Source organism: Duganella sp. GW821-FHT07F09, assembly GCF_059418705.1.
The window spans coordinates 12,073-36,128 of record NZ_JBWKQJ010000013.1 but is presented as its reverse complement, the minus strand read 5'-3'; the positions used below and the strand labels follow the sequence as shown (position 1 = coordinate 36,128).

Here is a 24,056-nt window from a genome sequence, read left to right as displayed (position 1 = left end):
AAAATTGCCATTTTGCCCACGAAAATCAGGGTCAGTGCCGACATTCGGACAAATCGGAAAAACGGGGAACCTTTTTTATCCCGTAAAAGTTCCACAATGTCCGAATGTCGGCACTGACCCCCGGGTTTTATTGCCAGTTCATCAGGACCGGCGGCACCAGCAGCGCCAGCGCCATCACCGCGTAGATCAGTTGCAGCGGGATCATCCACTTGGCCCAGGTGATCCACGGCACCCGCGCCAGCGCCAGCACCCCCACCGTGATGCCCGACGTCGGGATCATCGGCGTGGTCAGCTCGCCGAACTGGAACGCCAGGATCGCCGTCTGGCGCGTCACGCCGACCAGGTCCGCCAGCGGCGCCATGATCGGCATCGTCAGCGCGGCCTGCCCGGTGCCCGAGTGGATGAAGAAGTTGATCACCGTCTGGATGCCGAACATTTTCCATGCCGTGAAAATGGGGCTGGACGATTGCACCAGCGGCGTCAAACCGTGCAGCATGGTGTCGATGATCTGGGCGTCGCGCGCCAGGATCATCGTGCCGCGCGCCAGCGCGATCACCAGCGCCGTGCCGACCAGGTCGCGCGCGCCCTGGATGAAGCCTTCGACGATCTGCCCCGAGTCGAGCCGCCCCACCAGGCCGATGACCACGCCCATGGTCAGGAACAGCGCGGCGATTTCGTCGATGTACCAGCCGTAGTGCACCACGCCGGCCACCATGATGGCCAGCGAGCCGGCGAAGATCCACAGCACGCGCTTGTGGCGCGCCGTCATGCCGTGCAGTTCTCCCAGTCCCTCGGGCCGCTCCTTGCGCTTTTCCAGGTCGAGCGCGTACGTCGGGCTCAGTTGCGGATTCTTTTTCACGCGCGCCGCGTACCACATCAGGAAGGCGGCCGTGATGGCCGTGGCGATGGTCCAGGCGATCAGCCGGTAGCCCCAGCCGGAGAACACCGGCACGCCGGCGATGCCCTGCGCGATGCCGACGTTGAACGGATTGAGGAAGGCGGCGCCGAAGCCCACCTGCGAACCGAGGAAGGGGATCGAGACGCCGGTGATGGTGTCATAGCCCAGCGCCAGCGCCAGCGGCACGAAAATCAATATGAACGGTATGGCCTCCTCGTTCATGCCGAAGGTGGCCCCGCCCAGCGAGAACAAGGTGACGAACACCGGGATCAGCGCCTTCTGGATGAAGGCCGAATCCTTGTGCGCGCGCGCCAGCGCCTTGATCATCGCGTCGACCGCCTCGGTTTTTTGCAGCACCGCGAAGGCGCCGCCGACGATCAGCACGAAGCCGATGATCTGCGCCGCCTCGACGAAGCCCTTGATCGGCGCCTTGAGCAGCGCCACCACGCCCTGCGGCGCGCTCGGCACGTAGTGGAAGCTGCCCGGCACGATCAGCTGTTTGCCGTCGACCAGGTGGGTGTCGTATTTGCCGCCGGGGACCAGCCAGGTGGCGGCGGCGATCAGCGCCAGGATGATGAACAGCAGGACGAAGGTGTGCGGCAGCTTGAATTTTTTGGTGGTCATGGGAGCGTCGCTATTGTCGTTTTTATTGTGATCGTTTTATTGGCTCAGCAAATCGCCGGCGCGGTAGGCCCGGGCGCCCGCCACTTTGCCGACGTTCATCCCGCGCAGCACGTGGCGGTGGGCGCTGCGGGCGAAGAACACGCCGGCCACGCCGGCGCGCACCACCGTCGTCTCGCCGCTGACCGGGTCGATCAGGTCGGCGATGGCGTCGCCGGGCGCGACGCGCTCGCCCAGGTCGCGGGTGTAGACCAGCACCCCGGCGTGCGGCGCGTACAGCGGCTCGACGCCTTCGAGCGGCGTGGCCTCGCACAACGGCACCGGCAGCGGCCCGGCGGCGATGGCGGCGGCGCCCATGCCGCTGCCGTCGTCGCGCAGCACGCCGCTCAACACCAGGAAGCGCAGCAGGCCGGCGGCGTCCTTCTCCGCCAACTCGTAGCCGACCTCCATCTCGCCGCGCAGCTCGACGGTGGTCGACAGGCAGGCCGGCGGAATCGGATATTTACCCTCGAAGTGGCGCTCCAGGTCCCACCACAGGCGGCTGCAGGCCTCGTCGAACGGTTCGCCGCCGGCCTGGTAGGCCAGCAGCAGCGCGTGCGCGCCCATCAGGGCCGACAGCGGCGCGATGGCTTCGGCCAGCGGCGTGCCGGCGTAGATGTGCATCACCGCCTCGTTATCGCAGTGCAGGTCGAGCACGATGTCGGCGTCGACGGCCATCGTCATCAGCGCCTTTTTCAGGGTGTCGGCGTCGGTCGACGGGCGCCACTCGGCGATGGCGGCGCGCGCGTGCTCGCGGATCAGGCGCACGTTGGCGTCGGCGTCCTGGCCCAGCAGGCCTTCGAGCGATTTTTTCAGGTCCTCGAACACGTGCTTGTAATTGCGGTTGAAATTGACGCCGGTGGTCAGGTCGAAGCGGCCGAAGGCGGCGCCGTGGATCGCCTGCGCCAGCCCGATCGGGTTGGCCGCCGGCACCAGGATGACCTCGCCGGCGATCTGGCCGGCCGCCTCCAGCGCCACCAGCCGCTTGCGCAGGAACTGCGCCACCAGCATGCCGGGCACCTCGTCGGCGTGCAGCGAGGCCTGGATGTAGACCTTTTTGCCGGCGCCCGGGGTGCCGAAGTGCAAGCTGGTCAGTTCGAACGCGGTGCTGCTGTGCGGGCCGGAGAGGGGGTGTTTTTGTACTTGCATGATGGTCTGGCAGGGAAGGTTGACGGTGGCGGCGACGTGCTGAACGCGGGCTTTAGTGCTTGAGTATGTAGCACTATTTTCACAAAGTAAATCGTTCGGGCCGAATCGGACGGCGCTTTCTTGAGTTTTCGGCGCGAACTGCGTACAGTTAGTTGATTGGAATTATTTACATATAACACAACAACCCGCAGAGAGAGAATTATGGCTGAATTGCACGGCATGCGAATTTCCACGATGGCGCGCTCGGTGCGCCGCGCGGTCGGCTTGGGCGCGGTGATCGGCGTGCTCGGCCAGCCCGGCCTGGCGCTGGCCCAGGACGCGCCGGCGGCCGACACCGCCGCCAAGCCGATGCCCCGGGTGGAGATCACCGGCTCGGCGATCAAGCGCATCGAGTCGGAAACGGCGTTGCCGGTGCAGGTCATCACCCGCGAGGAAATCGACAAGGTGGGCGTGACCACCGCTTCGGAAATCCTGGCCCGCCTGTCGGCCAACGTCGGCGGCCTGACCGACGGCGCCAGCATCAACGTCGGCGGCGACCAGCGCGGCTTCAACAGCGCCAACCTGCGCGGCATCGGCACCTCGTCGACGCTGGTGCTGCTCAACGGCCGCCGCATGGCCAACTTCGCCTCCCCCGGCGACGACACCGGCGTCGACCTCAATAACATCCCGGCCGCCGCGATCCAGCGCGTCGAAGTGCTGCTCGACGGCGCCTCCGCGCTGTACGGCACCGACGCCATCGGCGGCGTGATCAACTTCATCACCCGCAAGGATTACCAGGGCGTGGAACTGAACGCCTACGGCCTCAAAACCGAGGAGGGCGGCGCCGGCAAACGCAAGGCCAGCATCACGGCCGGTTTCGGCGACCTTGCCAAGGACGGCTTCAACGTGTTCGCCGTGGCAGACGTCCAAAAATCGAATGCCTTGAGCACCTCGCAGCGCGATTTCATCGGCGACCTGCGGGTGCCCGAGCGCCTGCCGCACCTGCTGTCGGGCTACACCTCGCCGGCCAACATCCGCCTCTCGAGCGCACAGCGCGACGAGCTGCAGGAGCAGAACTTCCTCATCAACGGCAAGCCGATCACCAACCGCACCATCAACCCGTCCGTACCGACCTGCGCGGCGCCGGCCAATCTGTACCTGCCGGCCGGCATCGGCGGCATCGACGCCTGCACCTACGACTACATGCGCGACACCGAGTTGTTCCCCAAGTCGGACAAGACCAACCTGCTCACCCGCGGCGTGCTGCAGATCAACCCGAACACCCAGCTGTACGCCGAGGTGGCCATCAGCCACTCGAAGACCTGGTACATCGGCTCGGGCGCGCGCGCCGATGACGCCGAAATCGACTACAAGAAGATCCCGGCCTTCGCCGGCTTCACGCTCTCGCCCGAGGAGGACGCCGATCCGGACGCGCCCGTCACCGTCGGCCTGCGCATGCGCATGAACGAGGCCGGCCGCCGCGCCACCGAGTTGACCAGCGACAGCCAGCGCTACGTGGTCGGCCTGACCGGCACCGCCAACGGCTGGGACTACGACGTCGGCCTGAACCACAGCGTCAACAAGGTCAAGGACCGCGACACCCACGGCTACCTGTTGAAGGACAAGATGCTGCAGGGGATAGCCGACGGCCTGATCAATCCGTTCGGGCCGTCCAGCCAGGCCGGCGTCGACTTGCTCAACAGCATCCAGGTCGACGACGTGCCCCGGCGCGCGCGCGGCACCATGGATTCGGTCGACTTCAAGCTCTCGCACACGGTCGGCACCCTGGCCGGCGGCGACGCCGCGCTGGCCGTCGGCGGCGAATACCGCCGCGAGCGCACCAGCTACGCGCTGTCGGACCTGTACTTGAGCGACAACATCAACAACGATTCGGCGCCCGAGGAAGAGCGCGGCAACAGCAACAGCCGCAAGGTCAAGGCGGTGTTTGGCGAGCTGCTGCTGCCGTTCACCAAGCAGTGGGAGGCGCAACTGTCGGCCCGCTACGACCACTACCAGATCGTCGGCGGCGCGGCCAGCCCCAAGGTCGGCATCAGCTACACGCCGACCAAGACCATGTTGTTCCGCGCCTCGGCCGGCCGCGGCTTCCGCGCGCCGTCGATGAACGACCTGTACCGCGCCACGATACATAGCCAGACGGCCACCTTGCCCGATCCGCTTGCCTGCGCCGTCGAGGACGCCACCTTGGCCGATTGCGCCGACAACTGGAGCACGCGCCGCTACTCGAACGCCAACCTCAAGCCCGAGCGCAGTCGCCAGTTCTCGACCGGCATGGTGATCCAGCCGAGCAAGAACGCGTCGATGACGATCGATTACTGGAACATCAAGCGCACCGACTTGATCAGCGAGATCGGCGACGACATCATCCTCGGCAACCTGGCCAAGTACGGCAACCTGGTGCACCGCGACGAGGACGGCGTGATCGACTACATCGAACTGCGCAAGGAAAACCGCGGCGCGCAAAAGGCCTCGGGCATCGACGTCATCCTCGACTACAACGGCGTGCGCACCTGGGCCGGCAATTTCGGCGGGCGCCTGTCGGGCACCTACGTGCTCAACTCGAAGATCCAGAACGACAACAACGATCCGTTTGTGAGCAACCTGGGCCGCTTCGTCACCGACGGCGTGGTGCAGCGCTGGCGCCACACCATCACCTTCGACTGGGACAAGGGACCGTATTCGGCCTCGCTGTCGAACACCTTCTCGAGCGGCTACCACGACCAGAACTCGGCCATCAACACCGACGACGGCACCGTGGTCGCGCCCAACGACGTCAGCTCCTACTCGCTGTGGGACCTGTCGGGCGCCTGGCAGGTGAGCAAGGCGTTCAAGCTGCGCGCCGGGGTCCAGAACCTGTTCGACAAGGCGCCGCCGTTCTCCAACCAGGCGTACTTCTTCCTGTCCGGCTACGATCCGACCTACACGGATCCGCGCGGGCGGCGCTTCTTCGCCAGCGCCAGCTACGCCTTCAAATGAAAGCCCCCCACAATGTAATACATGCTTAAGTAATTGATTGGTATCATCTGTATTACCACGGCGCCGCGCGCAAGCCCCGGCGCCGGTTTCATCATTGGAAGGGCAACATGAAATTTACAGGTTCTACGTTCCAGCGCCTTTGCTTGCTTTGGCTGCTGGTGTTCGCCGGCGTCAGTGCGCATGCGGCCCAGGGAGCGGCCGCCACGTCGTCGGCCAAGGCGCAGTCGGGGACCAAGGCCAGCAAGCCGGCCAAGGCGGTGCCGCCGCCCAAGCCCGTGCTGGCGCCGCCGGCGGGCAACCTGGTCGTCATCGGCGGCGGCCTGCGCGCCGACAACGCGGAAGTCTGGCAGCGCATCGTGCAGCTGGCCGGCGGGCGTGGCGCGCGCATCGGTGTGTTCGGCTCGGCCTCGATCAATCCGGAAAAATCGGCGCAGAACACGGTCAACAAACTCAATCAATATGGCGCCCAGGCGTTCTTCATCCCGCTCGGCGTGACCCTGCCCAACAGCGACTACCGCAAGGCCGCCGAGGACCCGGAGGTGGTGGCGCTGATCCATTCGGCCACCGGCATCTACTTCACCGGCGGCGACCAGGCCCGCATCACCAAGGCGCTGGTGCGCCCGGACGGCTCGCGCACCCTGGCGCTGGAGGCGGTGTGGGACGTCTACCGCGACGGCGGCGTGGTGGCCGGCTCCAGCGCCGGCGCGGCCATCATGAGCACGACCATGTTCTACGACGCCAAGGCGACCCTGGACATGCTCAAGCAGGGTGTCACCGACGGCAACGAGATCGCCCCGGGCCTGGGCTTCATCGGCGACGACGTCTTCGTCGACCAGCACCTGCTGGTGCGCGGACGTTTCGCCCGCATGATCCCGGTGATGTTGAAAAAAGGTTATCAGATCGGCCTGGGCATCGACGAGAACAGCGCGATGGTGGTCAACGCCCGCCGCGACGTGGAGATCATCGGCTACAGCGGCGCGCTGCTGCTCGACCTGTCGGCGGCGATCACCGACCGCGGCATCAAGGGTTTTAATATTAGCAACGCCACCATCAGTTATCTGGACCGGGGCGACAAATTCAACCTGGTCTCGCGCGAGTTCACGCCGTCTGCCGACAAGGCGGACAACAAGCTCGATCCGAACCAGCCGGACATGCGCGGCACCGTCTACACCAACGACATCCTGGGCAACAACGCGGTGCTCGACCTGATGGTGAACCTGATCGACAACGCCCAGCAAGAGGCCATCGGCATCGCCTTCGGCAATCCGCGCGACTCGTCGCCGGACCTGGGCTTCGAGTTCCGGTTCAGTAAAACCATCAACAGCGTCGGTTACAGCTCCACCGAGGTGGAGGCCTATTCGGTGCTCAAGCTGAGGATGGACATCCGGCCGATCCAGCTCCAGCAGCCGCTTTACCGATACCGGTAGCGGGCAAATCGGGTTATATTTGAAGGGACGGCGCCCAAAGCGCCGTCCCTTTTTATTTGGGGAGGCGGCCACCATGCGCACACCGGGCACCATGTTGAAACACCTGATCGGGGCGGTCCTGATGCTGGCCGTGCCGCTGGATGGCGCCGTGGCTGCGCCGGCCGGTCCCAAGGGTTCGCTGGTGATCATCGGCGGCGGCCTGCGGGGCGACAACGCCGACGTCTGGCAGCGCATCGTCGCGCTGGCCGGCGGGCCGGGCGCGCGCATCGCCGTGCTGCCGTCGGCGGCGGCCGATCCGCAACGCACGGGCGACAGGATCGTCGAGCGTCTGAATGGCTACGGCGCCGCCGCCTTCGTGGTGCCGCTGGCGGTGCGCCTGGACGGCAGCGATTTCCGCCGGGTGGCCGAGGATGGCGAGCTGGCGGCGGCCGTGCGCGGCGCCGGCGGCGTGTTCTTCTCCGGTGGCGACCAGTCCCGCATCACGCAGGCGCTGGTGCGCGAGGACGGCAGCCGCAGCGCGGTGCTGGAGGCGGTGTGGGACGTCTACCGGAACGGCGGCGTGGTGGCCGGCGACAGCGCCGGCGCAGCCATCATGAGCAGCACCATGTTTTACGCGCCGCGTTCGGTATTCGGCATGCTGCGCGGCGGCGTCAACGACGGCCGCGAAATCGCGCCCGGCCTGGGCTTCATCGGCGACGATGTCTTCATCGACCAGCACCTGCTGGTCCGTGGACGCTTCGCCCGCATGATCCCGGCGATGCTGAAAAAGGGCTACAAGTTCGGGCTGGGGATCGACGAGAACACGGCGATGGTGGTCGACAGCCGCCGCAACGTGGAAATCGTCGGCCACAAGGGCGCGCTGCTGATCGACCTGTCGCGCGCCACCACCGATACCGCCAGCGCCGGCTTCAACGTCTCCAACGCGGTGATCAGCTATCTGGACCGGGGCGACCGCTACGACCTGGCCTCGCATATCTTCACGCCGTCCGAGGCCAAGGCCGGCGGGCGGTTGCGGGCGGAGCACGCGGTGCTGCACCAGCCGGTGTTCTCGCCCGATATCCTTGGCCGCAACGCGGTGGTGGATCTGATGGAAAGCCTGATCGTCAACCGCCGCGTCGAGGCGATCGGCATCGCCACCAGCGGCCCGCAATCGCTGCTGCCGGAGCTGGGCTTCCAGTTCACCTTCAGTAAAACGCGCGACAGCGTCGGCTACGCATCGGCGTCGGCGGCTGTGCAAAGCTACTCGATTCTCAACGTCCGGCTCGATATCCGCCCGCTCGACATCGGCCAGTCGCTGACGACGCAAAAAAACTAGGCGGGGAGGGTGGTGGCGCCAAAAAAAGCGGTTTTACTAAATGCCGCTAATCTCTGCTAACCCTTGCTAGCCCCTGCTATTCCTTACTAAAGTTGCCGTGTGTGACGCTAAACCATACTAAATTTCGAGGCCACTGGCCCGGCGACGACCTAAAATAGCGGTCACGTCTTCAACCGTTCGCCAGGAATCCCATGAGCCTATTCGTTCCCTCCCGCCGCTTTTTCTCAGCGCTGATATTGGCGCTGTCCGCCGGCGCCTTTCCCGCGCTGGCGGCACCCGTGGTCGCCGCCCAGCCGGCCACCGTCCGCCTCGACTACATCCACAGCGGCAACGCGCTCAACGAGCAGTACGCGATGGAGCGCGTGGTGATCGAGCCGCTGCCGTGGCCGGGCGACATGCGCCGCACCATCGACGACACCAATCGCGGCAACAACCTGGTGGAGGTGGTCGACGCCGCATCCGGCAAGGTGCTGTACTCGCGCGGCTTTTCGACCGTGTTCGCCGAATGGGCCAGCACCGAGGAGGCGGGCAAGACCAATCGCGGTTTCCAGGAGTCGGTGCGTTTCCCTAAACCGGACAAGCCGGTGAAGGTGCGCATCCTCAAGCGCGACGAGCGCGGCGCCTTCTCCGTGGTGTGGACGACCAGCGTCGACACCGACGCGATGGACGTGGTGCGCAAGCAGGCGCCCGCGCCGGCGAAGCCGATCGGCATCCGCGTCAACGGCCCGTCGAAGGACAAGGTCGATCTGCTGATCCTGGGCGACGGCTACACGGCCGGCGAGATGAAGAAGTTCGAGGTCACCGCGCGCCGCCTGGCCGACCATCTGTTCAACACCTCGCCGTTCAAGGAACGCGCCAAGGACTTCAACGTCTGGGCGCTGGCCTTGCCGACGCAGGAATCGGGCGTGTCGCGTCCATCGACCGGCGTGCACCACGCGTCGCCGCTGGGCACCCGCTACGACATCTTCGGCAGCGAGCGTTATGTGCTGACCACCGACAACCGCGCGCTGCGCGAACTGGCGCAGAACGCGCCGTATGAATTCATCGAGATCCTGGTCAACAACGACACCTACGGCGGTGGTGGCATCTTCGGCCAGTTCAGCACAGCGGCGGCCAACAACGATTGGGCCAACTATCTGTTCGTGCACGAATTCGGCCACCACTTCGCGGGACTCGCGGACGAGTACTACACCTCGCCTGTGGCCTACGCCACCGGCGGCGCCACGCGCCAGGAACCGTGGGAGCCGAATGCGACGGCGCTGCACGATCCGGCCAACGTGAAGTGGAAGAAGTTCGTCAAGGAGGGCACGCCGTTGCCGACGCCCTGGAAGAAGGATGAATACGAGGCGGCGTCGCGCGCGTACCAGAAGGAGCGCGTCGCGCTGCGCCAGGCCAACCGGCCGGAGTCGGAGATGAGCGCCTTGTTCCACAAGGATCTGCAGCACACCAACGAACTGTTCTCGCGCGATCCGCACCGCCACGTGGTGGGCGCCTTCGAGGGGGCGAACTACGAGGCCAAGGGTTATTACCGCCCCGAGATGCAGTGCATCATGTTCGACCGCAGCGACAAGTTCTGTTCCGTGTGCGCGGACGGGATCAGCACCATCATCGACCTGTATTCCCGGTCGAAAAGCGAATAATCGGTTTTAGTACGGTACCGTACAGAGCTCATCCGTGCGAGTTGCTATTCTGGATACGTGATCTGGCGCTTCTAAACAAGAGCGCAACGCAGGCAAGGCCAAAGGTCTTGCTTTAATAAGATAAGAACGCATCCAAATTAAACTTGAGAGGAAATATCATGAGCAAAATCATCGCTACCCTGATCGCCGGCCTGTTCGCAACCGCTGCCTTCGCACAAACGCCTGAAGTCACCAAGGCGCAGCAAGAAGCCAACAAGGACATCGCCAAGGCTGAACAGAAAGAACTGAAAGTTGACGCCAAAGCCGACAAGAAGGCCAACAAGGCCGTCGCCAAAGCCGACCAGACCCACGCCGAAGCCCAGGCTAAAGTGAACGTGGAAGCCGCCAAAGCGAACGAAAAAATCGCCAAGGCAGATCCAGAAGACAAAGCTAAAGCTGCGGCAAAAGGCGAAAAGAACATCGCCCAAGCTGAAGAAAAAGCCAACAAAAAAGCTGTGAAAGCCGACGCCAAAGCGATCAAGGCAACTGTTGACGCCACCGAAGACAAAGCGCTGGCCGCCAACAAGACCGACGCCGTGAAAGCGAAAGCCGCAGCCGAAGTCAAAGAAGCCGCCGCTAAGCATTAATAGCGCGCAATAGAAAAAAGACGGGCTTGCCCGTCTTTTTTTTCGCCCAGAAATTCGTCACTCCGGGGTCAGGTCCACCAATGCTACACGGGCCGGACAGTAGACGGAGCATTCATCCGCCTAAAGCCGAGTTCGTGTAGAAATGGTGGACCTGACCCTGGAGTTGCAGTTAGACGATAGGGGTGAGGGAGGTCGGTTTGATCTTCGTCGCCAGCGCTTTGCCTTTGCGCGCGCGCTTGCCGAAGTGGACCGCCAGGGCCGATGCCGACAGGCGCTCTTCCTGCGCCTTGCCGCCACGTCCGATGCCCGAGACGATCACGCCTTTTTGGCTGATCGGCTTGGCCGCGATCAAGGTCTCCTTGTCGTCCAGCTCCATCAGGATGACGCCACGGCCGCCGTTGGTCAGCACCTTCATTTCGTCCATGCCGAACACCAGCACCCGCGCGTTGGCCGACAATACCGCGACCGCGCTGGCGCCTTCCGCCACCACCGCCGGCGGCAGCGGTACGTCGCCCTCGTCCAGGGTGACGAAGGCCTTGCCGCCCTTGATGCGGCTGACCATGTCGCCGGCCTTGGCGATGAAGCCGAAGCCCGCGCTGGTGGCCATCATCAGTTGCGTGGCGGCCGGCCCGGCGAAGTAGTGCTGGATGCGCGCGCCGGCAGCCAAATCGATCAGGGTGGTGATCGGCACGCCGTCGCCGCGCGCGTTGGGCAGCGCCGCCACGGGCACCGAGTACACCTTGCCGTTGCTGCCGAAGGCGAGCAGGTTGTCGACCGTACGGCACTCGAACGCGCCATACAGCGTGTCGCCCGCCTTGAACGTGAATTGCGTGGCGTCGTGGCCGATGCCGGTGCGCGCGCGTATCCAGCCTTTTTCCGAAATGATGACGGTGACCGGTTCGTCCACCACCTTCTGTTCGACCACTGCTTTCTGCGCTTCTTCGATCAAGGTGCGGCGGGCGTCGCCATATTGCTTGGTGTCGGCTTCGATTTCCTTGATGATGGCGCGCTTCATCGACGATGGATTGTCGAGCAGGTCCTGCAGCAACTGCTTCTCTTTGCGCAGTTCGGCGAGTTCCTGCTGGATCTTGATCGCTTCGAGCCGCGCCAGTTGGCGCAGGCGGATTTCCAGGATGTCTTCGGCCTGGATGTCCGACAGGCGGAAGCGCTCCATCAGCGCCGCTTTCGGTTCGTCCGAGTTGCGGATGATGTGGATCACTTCATCGATATTCAACAGGATGGTCTCGCGGCCTTCCAGGATATGGATGCGAGCGTCGACCTTGCCCAACTTGAATTTGGTGCGGCGGGTGACGGTGATGAAGCGGAAGTCGATCCATTCCTGCAGGATCTCGCCCAGGCCCTTCTGGCGCGGACGGCCATCGCCGCCGATCATCACCAGGTTGATCGACGCCGACGATTCCAGCGACGTATGCGCCAGCAGCATCAGCATGAACTCCGTCTGATCCTGGTTCTTCGATTTCGGTTCGAACACCAGGCGCACCGGCGCCGCGCGGCCCGATTCGTCGCGGATGGTGTCGAGCGAGTTGAGAATCAGCGACTTGAGCGCCAGCTGCTCCGGCGACAGCGCCTTTTTGCCCATCTTGATCTTCGGGTTGGTCAACTCCTCGATCTCTTCGAGCACCTTCTGCGACGAGGTGCCCGGCGGCAGTTCGGTGACCACCGCCTGCCACTGGCCGCGTGCCAGCTCTTCGATCTTCCAGCGCGCGCGCACCTTCATGCTGCCACGCCCGTTGGCGTACATTTCGCTGATTTGCGCCGCCGGCGTGATGATCTGGCCACCGCCCGGGAAGTCCGGACCCGGCACCAGCGCCATCAACTCGCTGTGCGAGATCTTCGGATTGCGGATCATGGCGACGGCCGCCTGCGTGACCTCGCCCAGGTTGTGCGAAGGGATTTCCGTCGCCAGGCCGACCGCGATGCCGGAGGCGCCGTTCAGCAGCACCATGGGCAGACGCGCCGGCAGCAGGCACGGTTCCTCGGTCGAGCCGTCGTAGTTGGCCTGGAATTCCACGGTGCCGAGATTGATCTCGTCGAGCAGCACCTTGGCGATCGGCGTGAGCCGCGCCTCGGTGTATCGCATCGCCGCCGCGCCGTCGCCGTCGCGCGAGCCGAAGTTACCCTGGCCATCGACCAGCGGGTAGCGCAGCGAGAAGTCCTGCGCCATGCGGACCATGGCGTCGTACACCGACTGGTCGCCGTGCGGGTGCAATTTACCCAGCACGTCGCCGACCACGGTGGCCGATTTGCGCGGCTTGGCGGTCGGGTTCAGGCCCATTTCGTTCATCGCGTACAGGATGCGGCGCTGCACCGGTTTCTGGCCGTCGCACACGTCCGGCAGCGCGCGGCCCTTGACCACCGAGATGGCGTAGTCGAGGTAGGCGCGTTCGGCGAAGGTGGACAGGGTCAGCGTTTCGCCGCCGTCACCGCCATCGCCGCCGTCGGGTGGACCGTCGCCGTCGCCGCCTTGTGGCGGAACGGGAGGCACAGGGGGCTGCGGCGGCTGGCCGGCTTGGGTCGGCGCCGGCGCGGATTCGTCAAAGAGATTTGCTTGAGTCATAGTCGTTCAAAATTAAATATCGGCTTCGGCTTCGTTGCCGTGTTCTTCGATCCACGCGCGGCGGGCGGCGGCTTCGCCTTTACCCATCAGCATATTGAAGCGCGCGGCCGATTCGCCGTGGGCGAAGGCGCCCAGCGAGACAGGCAGCAGGCGGCGCGTGTCCGGATTCATCGTCGTTTCCCACAGCTGCTCGGCGTTCATCTCGCCCAGGCCCTTGAAGCGGGAGATCGCCCAGGCGCCTTCCTTCAGGCCGTCCTTGCGCAGCTTGTCCTCGATGGCCACCAGTTCGCCCGGATCGAGCGCGTACAGCTTCTGGATCGGCTTCTTGCCGCGCGCCGGAGCGTCGACGCGGTACAGCGGCGGACGCGCGATGCAGATATTCCCGTTGGCGATCAGGCCGGGGAAGTGCTTGAAGAAGAGCGTCAGCAGCAGCACCTGGATGTGCGAGCCGTCGACGTCCGCATCGGAGAGGATGCAGATTTTGCCGTAGCGCAGACCGGACAGGTCGGGCGTGCTGTCGACCGTGTGCGGATCGACGCCGATCGCCACCGAGATGTCGTGGATCTCGTTGTTGGCGAACAGGCGGTCGCGGTCCGTTTCCCACGAGTTGAGCACCTTGCCGCGCAGCGGCAGGATGGCCTGGAATTCCTTGTCGCGGCCCATCTTGGCCGAACCGCCCGCCGAGTCGCCCTCGACCAGGAACAATTCGGTGCGATGCACGTCGGTCGATTCGCAATCGGTCAGCTTGCCCGGCAAAACGGCCACGCCCGACGATTTCTTCTTCTCGACTTTTTGCAGGGAGCGCAGACGCGATTGCGCCTGTTTGATGACCAGCTCCGCCAGCTTTTTACCGTAGTCGACATGGTGGTTCAGCCACAATTCCAGCGCCGGCTTGGAGTAGGTCGACACCAGACGCACGGCGTCGCGCGAATTGAGGCGTTCCTTGATCTGGCCCTGGAACTGCGGGTCCAGCACCTTGGCCGACAACACGAACGAGACGCGCGCGAACACGTCCTCCGGCAGCAGCTTGACGCCTTTCGGCAGCAGCGAGTGCATTTCGACGAAGTTCTTCACCGCGCCGTACAAGCCGTCGCGCAGGCCCGATTCGTGGGTGCCGCCGTTCGGCGTCGGAATCAGGTTGACGTAGGATTCGCGCACCACGGCGCCTTGCTCGGTCCACGCCACCACCCAGGCCGCGCCTTCGCCCTCGGCGAAGCCTTCGGCGTCCGGGCCGGCGAACTGCGCGCCCTCGAACAGCGGGATCAGGGTCTCGCCGTCGGTCGATTGGGCCAGCGCCTCGGTCAGATAGCCGCGCAGGCCGTCGTTGTACTGCCAGGTTTGCGATTCGCCGGTTTTGGCGTTGGCCAGCGTGACGGTCACGCCGGGCAGCAGCACCGCCTTGGAGCGCAGCAGGCGCTGAAGTTCGGTCTGCGAGATCGCGGGAGAGTCGAAGTATTTGGCGTCCGGCCACGCGGTGACGCGGGTACCGGACTTTTTGCCGTCGCGCGGGGCGACCACGGAGGACAGCGGCTCGACCACGTCGCCGTGTTCGAATGCCAGCTTGTGCAGGCCGGTGCCATCGGGTTCCTTGCGCCAGACGGTGATCTCCAGGCGCTTGGACAGCGCGTTGGTGACCGACACGCCGACGCCGTGCAGACCGCCCGAGAAGGCGTACGCGCCGCCCGAACCCTTGTCGAACTTACCGCCGGCGTGCAGGCGGGTGAAGACGATTTCCACCGTCGGCACGCCTTCTTCAGGGTGCAGGCCGACCGGGATGCCGCGGCCGTCGTCTTCGACGGTGATGCTGCCGTCGGCGTTTTGCGTGACGATGATGTTCTTGCAATGGCCGCCCAGCGCCTCGTCGGAGGCATTGTCGATCACTTCCTGGATGATGTGCAGCGGATTTTCGGTGCGGGTGTACATGCCCGGACGTTGCTTGACTGGTTCCAGGCCCTTGAGGACCCGGATGGATGATTCGCTGTAGTCGGAAACTGGTTTTTTAGTGGCCATACGTTCAAGCTTGTGATTTTAATACTGGGTTTATGTACAGTTTTATACGTTCGTTTGCGTATTCTATCCTCAACCGGAGGCGATCGAGGCCTAAAACTGGACAAAAAATAGCTGCGGGCCAATTTATACACGATGTTTACAACGGCAGCGTGACTTTTTAGACCGTTTTTACGGGTGTGTGACTAAGCTGTTTTGTCCCACAACCACCTGAAAGAACCGATTTATGAACAGCTTGATGCTCGCCGCAGTCGCCTGCGCCGCCTTCGCGTGCGCCCACGCGTACGCCTGGGAGGACGCTCCCAAGCCGGATAACGAGACCAGTTTCAATGCGGCCGTCGTCTCGGACTACCGCTACCGGGGGATCTCGCAGAGCCGCCTCAAGCCCGCGCTGCAGGGCGGCTTCGATTATGTCAACAACCCGACCGGTATGTATGCCGGCGTCTGGATGTCGACCATCAAATGGACCGAGGACGCGGGCGGGGACGGCGCCGTCGAAGTGGATATCTATGCGGGCAAGCGCGGGCAGGTCGGCGAGGCCGTATCGTACGATGTTGGCGTGCTAACCTACGCTTACCCGTCCAACGACCTGAAAAACCTGCGCGGCTTCGCCAACGCCGACACCACCGAGATTTATGGGCAGCTGGGTTTTGGACCTGCCTATATTAAGTACTCGCACGCGGTGACGAACTTGTTTGGCTTTGTCGACAGCAAAAACAGCGGTTACGTGGATATCGGCGCGAATCTCGATGCGGGCGATGGCTACACCGTCAATCTGCACGCCGGCCACCAAAAGGTGAAGAACAACGACGCCTCGAGCTACACCGACTGGAAGGTCGGCGCCACCAGAGACTTCGGCGCGGTGACCGGCGCGCTCGCGGTGATCGGCACCAACGCCGACAAGACGGCCTACGCCTCGCCGGCCAACGGCAAATTCCTCGGGAAGACGGCTTTGCAGCTAACAATCAGCAAAGTTTTCTGATAGAGCCTGCCATAAATCCATTCTGAATCACGTAGGGCGGATTAGCGAAGCGTAATCGGCCATCTGTGAGCCCTCGGCGGCGCATGCATGGCCGATTACGGCGTTCCGCCTAATCCGCCCTACGTGGAACACGACCAATCAACAATCCCATTCCTCCGATTTTTACGGTTTGTTTACACCGCCCCGCCAAGTCTTTACAAAATCTTTAGACCCTTCCCGCTAACCTTCACAGTATCAAAACAAGACCTGTGAGGGTGTGATGGACATAGTATTTATCGGTGCGATGGTGGTGTTCTTCGCCGCGACCGTGGCGTTTGCCGCCGGCTGCGACAAGCTGGGAGGCCAGCCATGAACGTCTTCTACGTGGTGGGCGCGGCTGCCGCCGCCGGCCTGCTGGTGTATCTGATCGTGGCGCTGCTGAAGGCGGAGGAGCTGTGATGACCCTTCAATCGACCATTTTGCTGGTGGTGTTCCTGGCCGCTGTCATCGGGCTGGCCTACCCGCTCGGCATTCTGCTGGCGCGCGTCGGCGACGGCCGCGCCATCCCCGGCATGGGCTGGATCGGAAAAGTCGAGGCGCTGCTGTACCGCGCCGCCGGCATCGCCGGCAAGGACGGTAAACCCGAAGGCCAGAACTGGAAAGCCTACGCCATCGCGCTGCTGGCCTTCAACGGCATCGGTGCGCTGGCCGTTTACGCCCTTCAACGGCTTCAGGCCTTCTTGCCCCTCAATCCCCAAGGTATGGCGAACGTCAGCCCCGATTCGTCGTTCAACACCGCCGTCAGTTTTGTCGCCAACACCAACTGGCAGGGCTACAGCGGCGAACAGACCATGAGCTACCTGACCCAGATGCTGGTGCTGACCGGCCAGAACTTCTTTTCCGCCGCCACCGGCATGGCGGTCGCCTATGCTTTGATCCGGGGCTTTTCCTCGCGTTCGGCCAAGTCGATCGGTAACTTCTGGGTCGATGCCACCCGTTCGACGCTGTATGTGCTGCTGCCGCTGTCGTTGGTCTTCGCCGTGTTCCTGATGGGGCAGGGCGTGATCCAGAACTTCTCCGCCTATAAAGATGTGACCCTGCTCGATCCAGTCACCTACACCCAGCCCAAAGTCGGCGCCGACGGCCAGCCACTGAAGGACGCCAAGGGCGAACCTGTCACCGAAACGCTGACCGCCAAAACGCAAACCATCGCCATGGGACCGGTCGCTTCGCAGGAGGCGATCAAGATGCTGGGTACGAACGGCGGCGGCTTCTTCAACGCCAATTCGGCGCATCCATACGAGAATCCGACGCCGCTGACCAACTTCATGCAGATGCTGGCCATCTTCCTGATCCCGGCCGGCTTGTGCTTCGCGTTCGGGCGCATGGTGGGCGATCCGCGCCAGGGCTGGGCGGTGCTGGGTGCGATGACGTTGCTGTTCGTCGTCACCACGGTCGTGGTGCTGGGCGCCGAGCAGCAGGCGCATCCCGCGCTGCAGGCGCTTAACGTCGACCAGGCCGTGAGCGCGCTGCAATCGGGCGGCAATATGGAAGGCAAGGAGACCCGCTTCGGCATCAGCGCCTCCGCCTTGTTCGCCGCCGTGACGACGGCTGCCTCCTGCGGCGCCGTCAACGCCATGCACGATTCGTTCATGCCGATCGGCGGCATGATCCCGATGCTGTTGATCCAGTTCGGCGAGGTGGTTTTCGGCGGCGTCGGCTCGGGCCTGTACGGCATGCTGATCTTCGCCATCATGGCCGTGTTCATCGCCGGCCTGATGATCGGCCGCACGCCGGAATACCTGGGCAAGAAAATCCAGGCCTACGAGATGAAGATGACCTCCATCGCCATCCTGGTGACGCCGACCCTGGTGCTGGTCGGTACCGCCATCGCCGTCATGACGGACGTGGGCAAGGCCGGTATCGCCAATCCCGGCGCCCACGGCTTCTCCGAGATCCTGTACGCGTTCAGCTCCGCCGCCAATAACAACGGCAGCGCCTTCGCCGGCCTGTCCGCCAACACGCCGTTCTATAACAGCATGCTGGCGGTGGCGATGTGGTTCGGCCGCTTCGCGATGATCGTGCCTATCCTTGCCATCGCCGGTTCGCTGGCCGGTAAAAACCGCTTGCAGGCGAATGCCGGCACCATGCCGACCCACGGACTGATGTTCATCGGCCTGCTGTGCGGCGTGGTGGCGCTGGTCGGCGTGCTCAATTATGTTCCGGCGCTTGCGCTCGGCCCGGTGGTCGACCACTTGCAGCTGTTTGCAAAATAAGGAATCACCATGTCGCAGACTATCCAAAAAGAGATGACCATCTTTACCAATCCACCGGTCAAAAAGCAGGGCATGTTCGATAGCGAGCTGCTGATGCCGGCCATCGCCGACTCGTTCCGCAAGCTCAGTCCCGCTACGCAGCTGCGCAGCCCCGTCATGTTCGTGGTCTATGTCGGCAGCATCATCACCACGCTGCTGTACCTGCAGGCGCTGTTCGGCAAAGGCGAGACCAGCCCCGGTTTCATCCTGGCGATCACCGTCTGGCTGTGGTTCACGGTGTTGTTCGCGAACTTCGCCGAGGCCATGGCCGAGGGCCGCAGCAAGGCGCAGGCGGCGTCGCTGCGCAGTCTGAAGCAAACCGTGGTCGCCAAGAAGCTGGCCACGCCGAAGCACGGCACCACCTGGCTGCCGCAGCCGGCGCTCGATCTGCGCAAGGGTAACTACATCCTGGTGGAGGCGGGTGATGTGATCCCGATCGACGGCGAGGTGATCGAAGGCGTGGCCTCGGTCGACGAAAGCGCCATCACCGGCGAATCGGCGCCGGTGATCCGCGAGTCGGGCGGCGACTTCTCGTCTGTCACCGGCGGCACGCGCGTTCTGTCGGACTGGCTGGTGGTCAAAGTCACCGCCAATCCGGGTGAGGCCTTCCTCGACCGCATGATCTCGATGGTCGAAGGCGCCAAGCGCCAGAAAACCCCCAACGAGATCGCGCTGACGATCCTACTGGTGGCGCTGACCATCGTGTTCCTGATCGTCACCGTGACCCTGCTGCCGTTCTCGCTGTTCTCCGTGGCGGCCAGCGGCAGCGGCGCGCCGGTCACCATCACGGTGCTGATCGCGCTGCTGGTGTGCCTGATCCCGACCACCATCGGCGGCCTGCTGTCGGCCATCGGCGTGGCCGGCATGAGCCGCATGATGCAGGCAAACGTGATCGCCACCTCGGGCCGCGCGGTGGAGGCGGCCGGCGACGTCGATGTGCTGCTGCTCGATAAAACCGGAACCATCACGCTCGGCAACCGCCAGGCATCGGCATTCGTGCCGGCGCCGGGCGTGACCGACCAGCAGCTGGCCGATATCGCGCAACTGGCCTCGCTGGCCGACGAGACGCCGGAAGGGCGCAGCATCGTGGTGCTGGCAAAGCAGAAGTTCAACCTGCGCGAGCGCGAGATGGCGTCGCTGAACGCGGTGTTCGTGCCGTTCACCGCGCAAACCCGCATGAGCGGCGTCGATATCGGCGAGCGTTCGATCCGCAAGGGCGCGGCCGACACCGTGCGCAAGTACGTCGAGTCCCTGGGCCTGCCGTATCCGGCCGAGGTGACCCGCGCCGTCGACGACATCTCGCGCCGCGGCAGCACGCCGCTGGTGGTGGTCGATGGCGGTCGCGTGATGGGCGTGGTCGAGCTGAAGGACATCGTCAAGGGCGGCATCAAGGAGAGGTTCGCGGAGTTGCGCCGCATGGGCATCAAGACCGTCATGATCACGGGCGACAACAAGCTGACCGCAGCCGCCATCGCCGCCGAGGCGGGCGTGGACGACTTCCTGGCCGAGGCGACTCCGGAGGACAAGCTCAAACTGATACGAAGCTACCAGTCCGAGGGCCGGCTGGTGGCGATGACCGGCGACGGCACCAACGACGCGCCGGCGCTGGCGCAGGCCGACGTCGCCGTGGCGATGAACTCGGGCACGCAGGCGGCCAAGGAGGCCGGCAACATGGTCGACCTGGATTCGAATCCGACCAAACTGCTGGAGATCGTCGAAATCGGCAAGCAGATGCTGATGACGCGCGGCTCGCTGACGACGTTCTCGATCTCGAACGACATCGCCAAATACTTCGCCATCATCCCGGCGGCGTTCGTCGGCACCTATCCGCAATTGAAGGCGCTCGACATCATGCACCTGGCCAGCCCGTCGTCGGCCATCATGTCGGCGGTGATCTTCAACGCCTTGATCATCGTCGCGCTGATTCCGCTGGCGCTCAAAGGCGTGCGTTACCGCGCCATTGGCGCCGTCGCGCTGTTGCGCCGCAATCTGCTGCTGTACGGCGTGGGCGGCATCATCCTGCCGTTCGTCGGCATCAAGGCCATCGACCTGCTGCTGTCGGCGCTTAACCTGGTTTAAGGAGTTCATCATGTCGTTTTCCGCAATTCGTCCCGCCGTCGTCGTCTTCAGCGCCTTGACCCTGATTTGCGGCGTGGTCTATCCGCTCGCCGTCACCGGCATCGGCGCCGCCGCGTTCTCCGCCAGGGCGGCCGGCAGCCTGGTGGAAGCCGGCGGCAAGGAGGTAGGTTCGACGCTGATCGGCCAGTCTTTCTCGTCGCCGAAGTATTTCTGGGGCCGTCCGTCGGCCACCGGGCCGATGCCCAACAACGCGGCCGGTTCCAGCGGTTCCAACCAGGGACCGAACAACCCGGCGCTGCTGGACGCGGTCAAAGGCCGTATCGACGCGCTCAAGGCGGCCGATCCCTCCAACACCGCCGCCATACCGGTCGATCTGGTGACGGCGTCCGCCAGCGGGCTCGATCCCGAGATAAGCGTGGCCGCCGCACGCTATCAGGCCGGCCGCATCGCCGCCGCCCGCAAGCTGCCGGCCAAGGAGGTGCTGGCGCTGATCGAGCGCCATCAGATCGCCCAGGTGTTCGGCTTCTTCGGCGAGCCGAGGGTCAACGTGCTGGCGCTGAATCTGGCGCTCGACGGCGCGGCGAGCCCCGACAAGCGGTAGAATCAACGCATGTCCATGTTCCCCAACGAGAGCCAACGACCCGACCCCGATGCGCTGCTGGCGCAGGTGCAGGCGCAGGAGCGCAAGGCGGCGCGCGGCAAGCTGCGCATCTACTTCGGCGCCTCGGCCGGCGTCGGCAAGACCTATGCGATGCTGGCCGCCGCCCGCAAGCTGCGGGCCGAAGGGCTGGAGGTGCTGGTCGGCGTGGTCGAAACCCACGGGCGCGGCGAAACCGCCGCCATGCTGGGGGACCTGGACGTGCTGCCGCCCAAGCGGATCGAGTATCGCGGCAAGACCCTGGCCGAATTCGATCTCGATGGCGCGCTGGAACGGCGGCCGCCGCTGATCCTGATGGACGAACTGGCGCACTCCAACGCGCCCGGCTCGCGCCACCCCAAGCGCTGGCAGGACATTGAGGAGCTGCTCGACGCCGGCATCGACGTGCTCACCACCGTCAATGTGCAGCATCTTGAAAGCCTCAACGATGTCGTCGGCGGCATCACCGGCATCCGCGTCGGCGAGACGGTGCCCGACACCGTGTTCGACCAGGCCGACGAAGTGGTGCTGGTCGATATACCGGCGGACGAGCTGCTGGCGCGCCTCAAGAGCGGCAAGGTCTATCAGGAGCAGCAGGCCGAGCGCGCGTCGAAAAACTTCTTCCGCAAAGGGAATCTGATCGCGCTGCGCGAATTGGCGCTGCGCCGCACCGCCGACCGGGTCGAGGACGACGTGCGGGCCTACCGTGTCGAGCAATCGATCGCCGACATCTGGAAGACCGGCGCCGCGCTGCTGGCCTGCGTCGGCCCGCGTCCCGGCGGCGAGCATACGGTGCGCAGCACGGCGCGGCTGGCCGGCCAGCTCGGCACCGGCTGGCATGCGATCTACATCGAGACGCCCTCGCTGCACCGGCTGCCGGCCGCGCGGCGCGAGCAGATACTCAAAACGCTCAAACTGGCGGAGAGCCTGGGCGCGACCACGGCGGTCATTTCCGGGCGCGACATCGCCTTGGCGGCGGTGGAGTATGCGCGCGGCCACAATTTGTCGAAGATCGTGGTCGGCCGCGCCCATTCGACGTGGCCTTGGCGCCCGCCGCACATCAAGCGTCTGGCGCTGTACGCGCCGGACCTGGATCTGATCGAAATCGGCCGGGCGAGCAAGGAGCCGGAGGCGGCATCGCCGGTTCCCATTGGGCGGGACGGCGGCACCGGCGCCCCGGCTGGCGACGCCGACGACAATGTGAAACTGCCCTGGCTGAGGAGCCGCGCCGCCGGTTACGTCATCGCGGCGACGGCCAGTGTGGCCACCGCGCTGGTGGCAATGCCGCTGGCTGTCTGGCTCGACCTGGCCAACATCGCCATGCTGTTCTTGCTGATGGTGGTGCTGGTGGCGGTGCGCTTCGGTCGCGGACCCTCGGTGCTGGGTACTTGCGTCGGTGTGGCGTGCTTCGATTTCTTCTTCGTTCCGCCGCGTTTCACGTTCGCCGTGACGGATTTCCAGTATGTGATCACCTTTGTCGTCATGCTGGCGGTGGGCCTGATCACCGGCCACCTGACCGCCGGCCTGCGCTTCGAGGCGCGCATCGCCTCGCAGCGCGAAAAGCGTTCGCGCGCGTTGTACGAGTTCGCACGCGAGCTTTCCGGCGCTCTGCAAACCGAGCAAATTTTCGACACCACGCAGGCGGCGATCCAGCGCGCCTTCCGCGCCCGCTCCACCTTGATGGTGCCGGACGACGAGGGGCGTTTGCGGATGCCGCCCCCCGGCGCCGGCGCAACGCGGGAAGCTGCTGGCGCATCGACCGTCGATGCCGCCTACATCGAACATCGTTCCGCTCTCGATATCGGCATCGCCCAATGGTCGTTCGACCACGCGGAAAGCGCGGGCCTGGGCACCGGCACCTTGCCGGCCAGCCGGATTTTCTACCTGCCGCTGGAGGCGCCGATGCGCACGCGCGGCGTGCTGGCGATCGAACCGGCGAACGCGCGCTGGATACTGATCCCCGAGCAGAGGCAGCAGCTCGACACCTTCGCCGCGCTGGCCGCCATCGCGCTGGAGCGGGTGCACTACATCGAGGTGGCGCAGAACGCGCTGGTCAACATGGAGTCCGAGCGATTGCGCAATTCGCTGCTGGCGGCGTTGTCGCACGACCTGCGCACGCCGCTGACGTCCCTGGTCGGTCTGTCGGAATCGCTGGCCGGTTCGAAACCGGCGCTCGCGACTTCGCAGCTGGATATGGCGGCCGCACTGCACGACGAGGCCCTGCGCATGAGCGCCCTGGTCTCGAATCTGCTCGACATGGCGCGCATCCAGAGCGGGGAAGTGAAATTCAACCTGCAATGGCAGCCGCTGGAGGAGGTGGTGGGCAGCGCGCTGCGCGCCAGCGCCTCCCTTCTGAAAGGCCATATGGTGCGCACGCGCTTGCCGTCAGACTTGCCGCTGCTGCGCTACGACGCCGTGCTGATCGAACGGGTGTTGTGCAACCTGGTGGAAAACGCCGGCAAATATACGCCGAAGGGATCGCAGATCGTTGTCGCCGCCGAGCTGCATGGCGCCTGGATTAATATCCTGGTCTATGATGATGGTCCGGGTCTTCCGCCCGGGCGCGAGGAAGCCATCTTCGAGAAATTCACGCGCGGAGAACGGGAGTCGGCCAAGCCTGGCGTGGGTCTGGGACTGGCGATCTGCCGCGCCATCGTCGAGGCGCACGGCGGGCGCATCGCGGCGGCGGCGTCGCCGTTGGGCGGAGCGGGCTTCGCGATTTCACTACCGCTTGGAACGCCGCCGGAAATGCCGGAGATGCAGGAGCTGGAACAGGATAGCTGATATGAAC

The 24,056-nt window shown here is 64.6% G+C and carries 15 protein-coding genes; 11 read left to right on the top strand and 4 right to left on the bottom strand.

Going from position 1 to position 24,056, the window contains the following annotated elements; all coding sequences use genetic code 11:
* Positions 1-127: 127 nt before the first annotated feature.
* Positions 128-1,522 carry a YfcC family protein gene (locus tag AC07P1_RS28315; RefSeq protein WP_494698973.1) on the bottom strand — a complete coding sequence of 465 codons (1,395 nt, stop codon included), beginning with the start codon at positions 1,520-1,522 and terminating at the stop codon, positions 128-130.
* Positions 1,523-1,558: 36 nt separating this feature from the next.
* Complete coding sequence (locus tag AC07P1_RS28310) at positions 1,559-2,707, bottom strand: succinylglutamate desuccinylase/aspartoacylase family protein (protein WP_494698972.1); 1,149 nt, start codon at positions 2,705-2,707, stop codon at positions 1,559-1,561.
* A 201-nt stretch (positions 2,708-2,908) separates the two neighbouring features.
* On the opposite strand from AC07P1_RS28310, the gene AC07P1_RS28305 reads away from it, so the two are divergent.
* The 5 genes from AC07P1_RS28305 to AC07P1_RS28285 all read left to right on the top strand — a co-directional run bounded on the left by AC07P1_RS28305 (position 2,909) and on the right by AC07P1_RS28285 (position 10,688).
* Positions 2,909-5,680, top strand: coding sequence for a TonB-dependent receptor (locus tag AC07P1_RS28305; protein WP_494698971.1), 2,772 nt, complete (start codon positions 2,909-2,911; stop codon positions 5,678-5,680).
* Positions 5,681-5,787: 107 nt separating this feature from the next.
* A complete protein-coding gene (locus AC07P1_RS28300) occupies positions 5,788-7,107 on the top strand; it encodes a cyanophycinase (protein ID WP_494698970.1) in 1,320 nt (439 codons plus the stop codon).
* Positions 7,108-7,180: 73 nt separating this feature from the next.
* Positions 7,181-8,422, top strand: coding sequence for a cyanophycinase (locus AC07P1_RS28295; RefSeq protein ID WP_494698969.1), 1,242 nt, complete (start codon positions 7,181-7,183; stop codon positions 8,420-8,422).
* A 191-nt stretch (positions 8,423-8,613) separates the two neighbouring features.
* The gene (locus tag AC07P1_RS28290) at positions 8,614-10,062 is read left to right on the top strand and encodes an IgA Peptidase M64 (RefSeq protein ID WP_494698968.1); all 1,449 of its coding nucleotides are present in this window, start codon (positions 8,614-8,616) and stop codon (positions 10,060-10,062) included.
* A 158-nt stretch (positions 10,063-10,220) separates the two neighbouring features.
* The gene (locus AC07P1_RS28285) at positions 10,221-10,688 is read left to right on the top strand and encodes a hypothetical protein (RefSeq protein WP_494698967.1); all 468 of its coding nucleotides are present in this window, start codon (positions 10,221-10,223) and stop codon (positions 10,686-10,688) included.
* Positions 10,689-10,857: 169 nt separating this feature from the next.
* Here the strand turns inward: AC07P1_RS28285 and parC are convergent, their stop codons facing one another.
* Entirely contained in the window at positions 10,858-13,266 is a 2,409-nt protein-coding gene (gene parC, locus AC07P1_RS28280) for a DNA topoisomerase IV subunit A (RefSeq protein ID WP_494698966.1), read from the bottom strand.
* A gap of 12 nt (positions 13,267-13,278) precedes the next feature.
* Entirely contained in the window at positions 13,279-15,276 is a 1,998-nt protein-coding gene (locus AC07P1_RS28275) for a DNA topoisomerase IV subunit B (protein WP_494698965.1), read from the bottom strand.
* A 223-nt stretch (positions 15,277-15,499) separates the two neighbouring features.
* Between AC07P1_RS28275 and AC07P1_RS28270 the strand changes: the two genes are divergently transcribed.
* The 6 genes from AC07P1_RS28270 (at position 15,500) to kdpD (ending at position 24,049) form a co-directional block, all read left to right on the top strand.
* Positions 15,500-16,255 carry a TorF family putative porin gene (locus tag AC07P1_RS28270; RefSeq protein WP_494698964.1) on the top strand — a complete coding sequence of 252 codons (756 nt, stop codon included), beginning with the start codon at positions 15,500-15,502 and terminating at the stop codon, positions 16,253-16,255.
* A 348-nt stretch (positions 16,256-16,603) separates the two neighbouring features.
* Positions 16,604-16,693, top strand: a complete 90-nt coding sequence (locus tag AC07P1_RS28265; protein ID WP_494698963.1) for a potassium-transporting ATPase subunit F — start codon at positions 16,604-16,606, stop codon at positions 16,691-16,693.
* A complete protein-coding gene (kdpA, locus tag AC07P1_RS28260; RefSeq protein ID WP_494698962.1) occupies positions 16,693-18,510 on the top strand; it encodes a potassium-transporting ATPase subunit KdpA in 1,818 nt (605 codons plus the stop codon). Before AC07P1_RS28265 ends, kdpA begins: the two co-directional genes overlap by 1 nt.
* Positions 18,511-18,543: 33 nt before the next feature.
* The gene (gene kdpB / locus AC07P1_RS28255) at positions 18,544-20,628 is read left to right on the top strand and encodes a potassium-transporting ATPase subunit KdpB (protein WP_494699086.1); all 2,085 of its coding nucleotides are present in this window, start codon (positions 18,544-18,546) and stop codon (positions 20,626-20,628) included.
* Positions 20,629-20,638: 10 nt separating this feature from the next.
* The gene (gene kdpC / locus AC07P1_RS28250; protein ID WP_494698961.1) at positions 20,639-21,229 is read left to right on the top strand and encodes a potassium-transporting ATPase subunit KdpC; all 591 of its coding nucleotides are present in this window, start codon (positions 20,639-20,641) and stop codon (positions 21,227-21,229) included.
* A gap of 15 nt (positions 21,230-21,244) precedes the next feature.
* Positions 21,245-24,049, top strand: coding sequence for a two-component system sensor histidine kinase KdpD (gene kdpD / locus AC07P1_RS28245; protein WP_494699085.1), 2,805 nt, complete (start codon positions 21,245-21,247; stop codon positions 24,047-24,049).
* Positions 24,050-24,056: the final 7 nt, after the last annotated feature.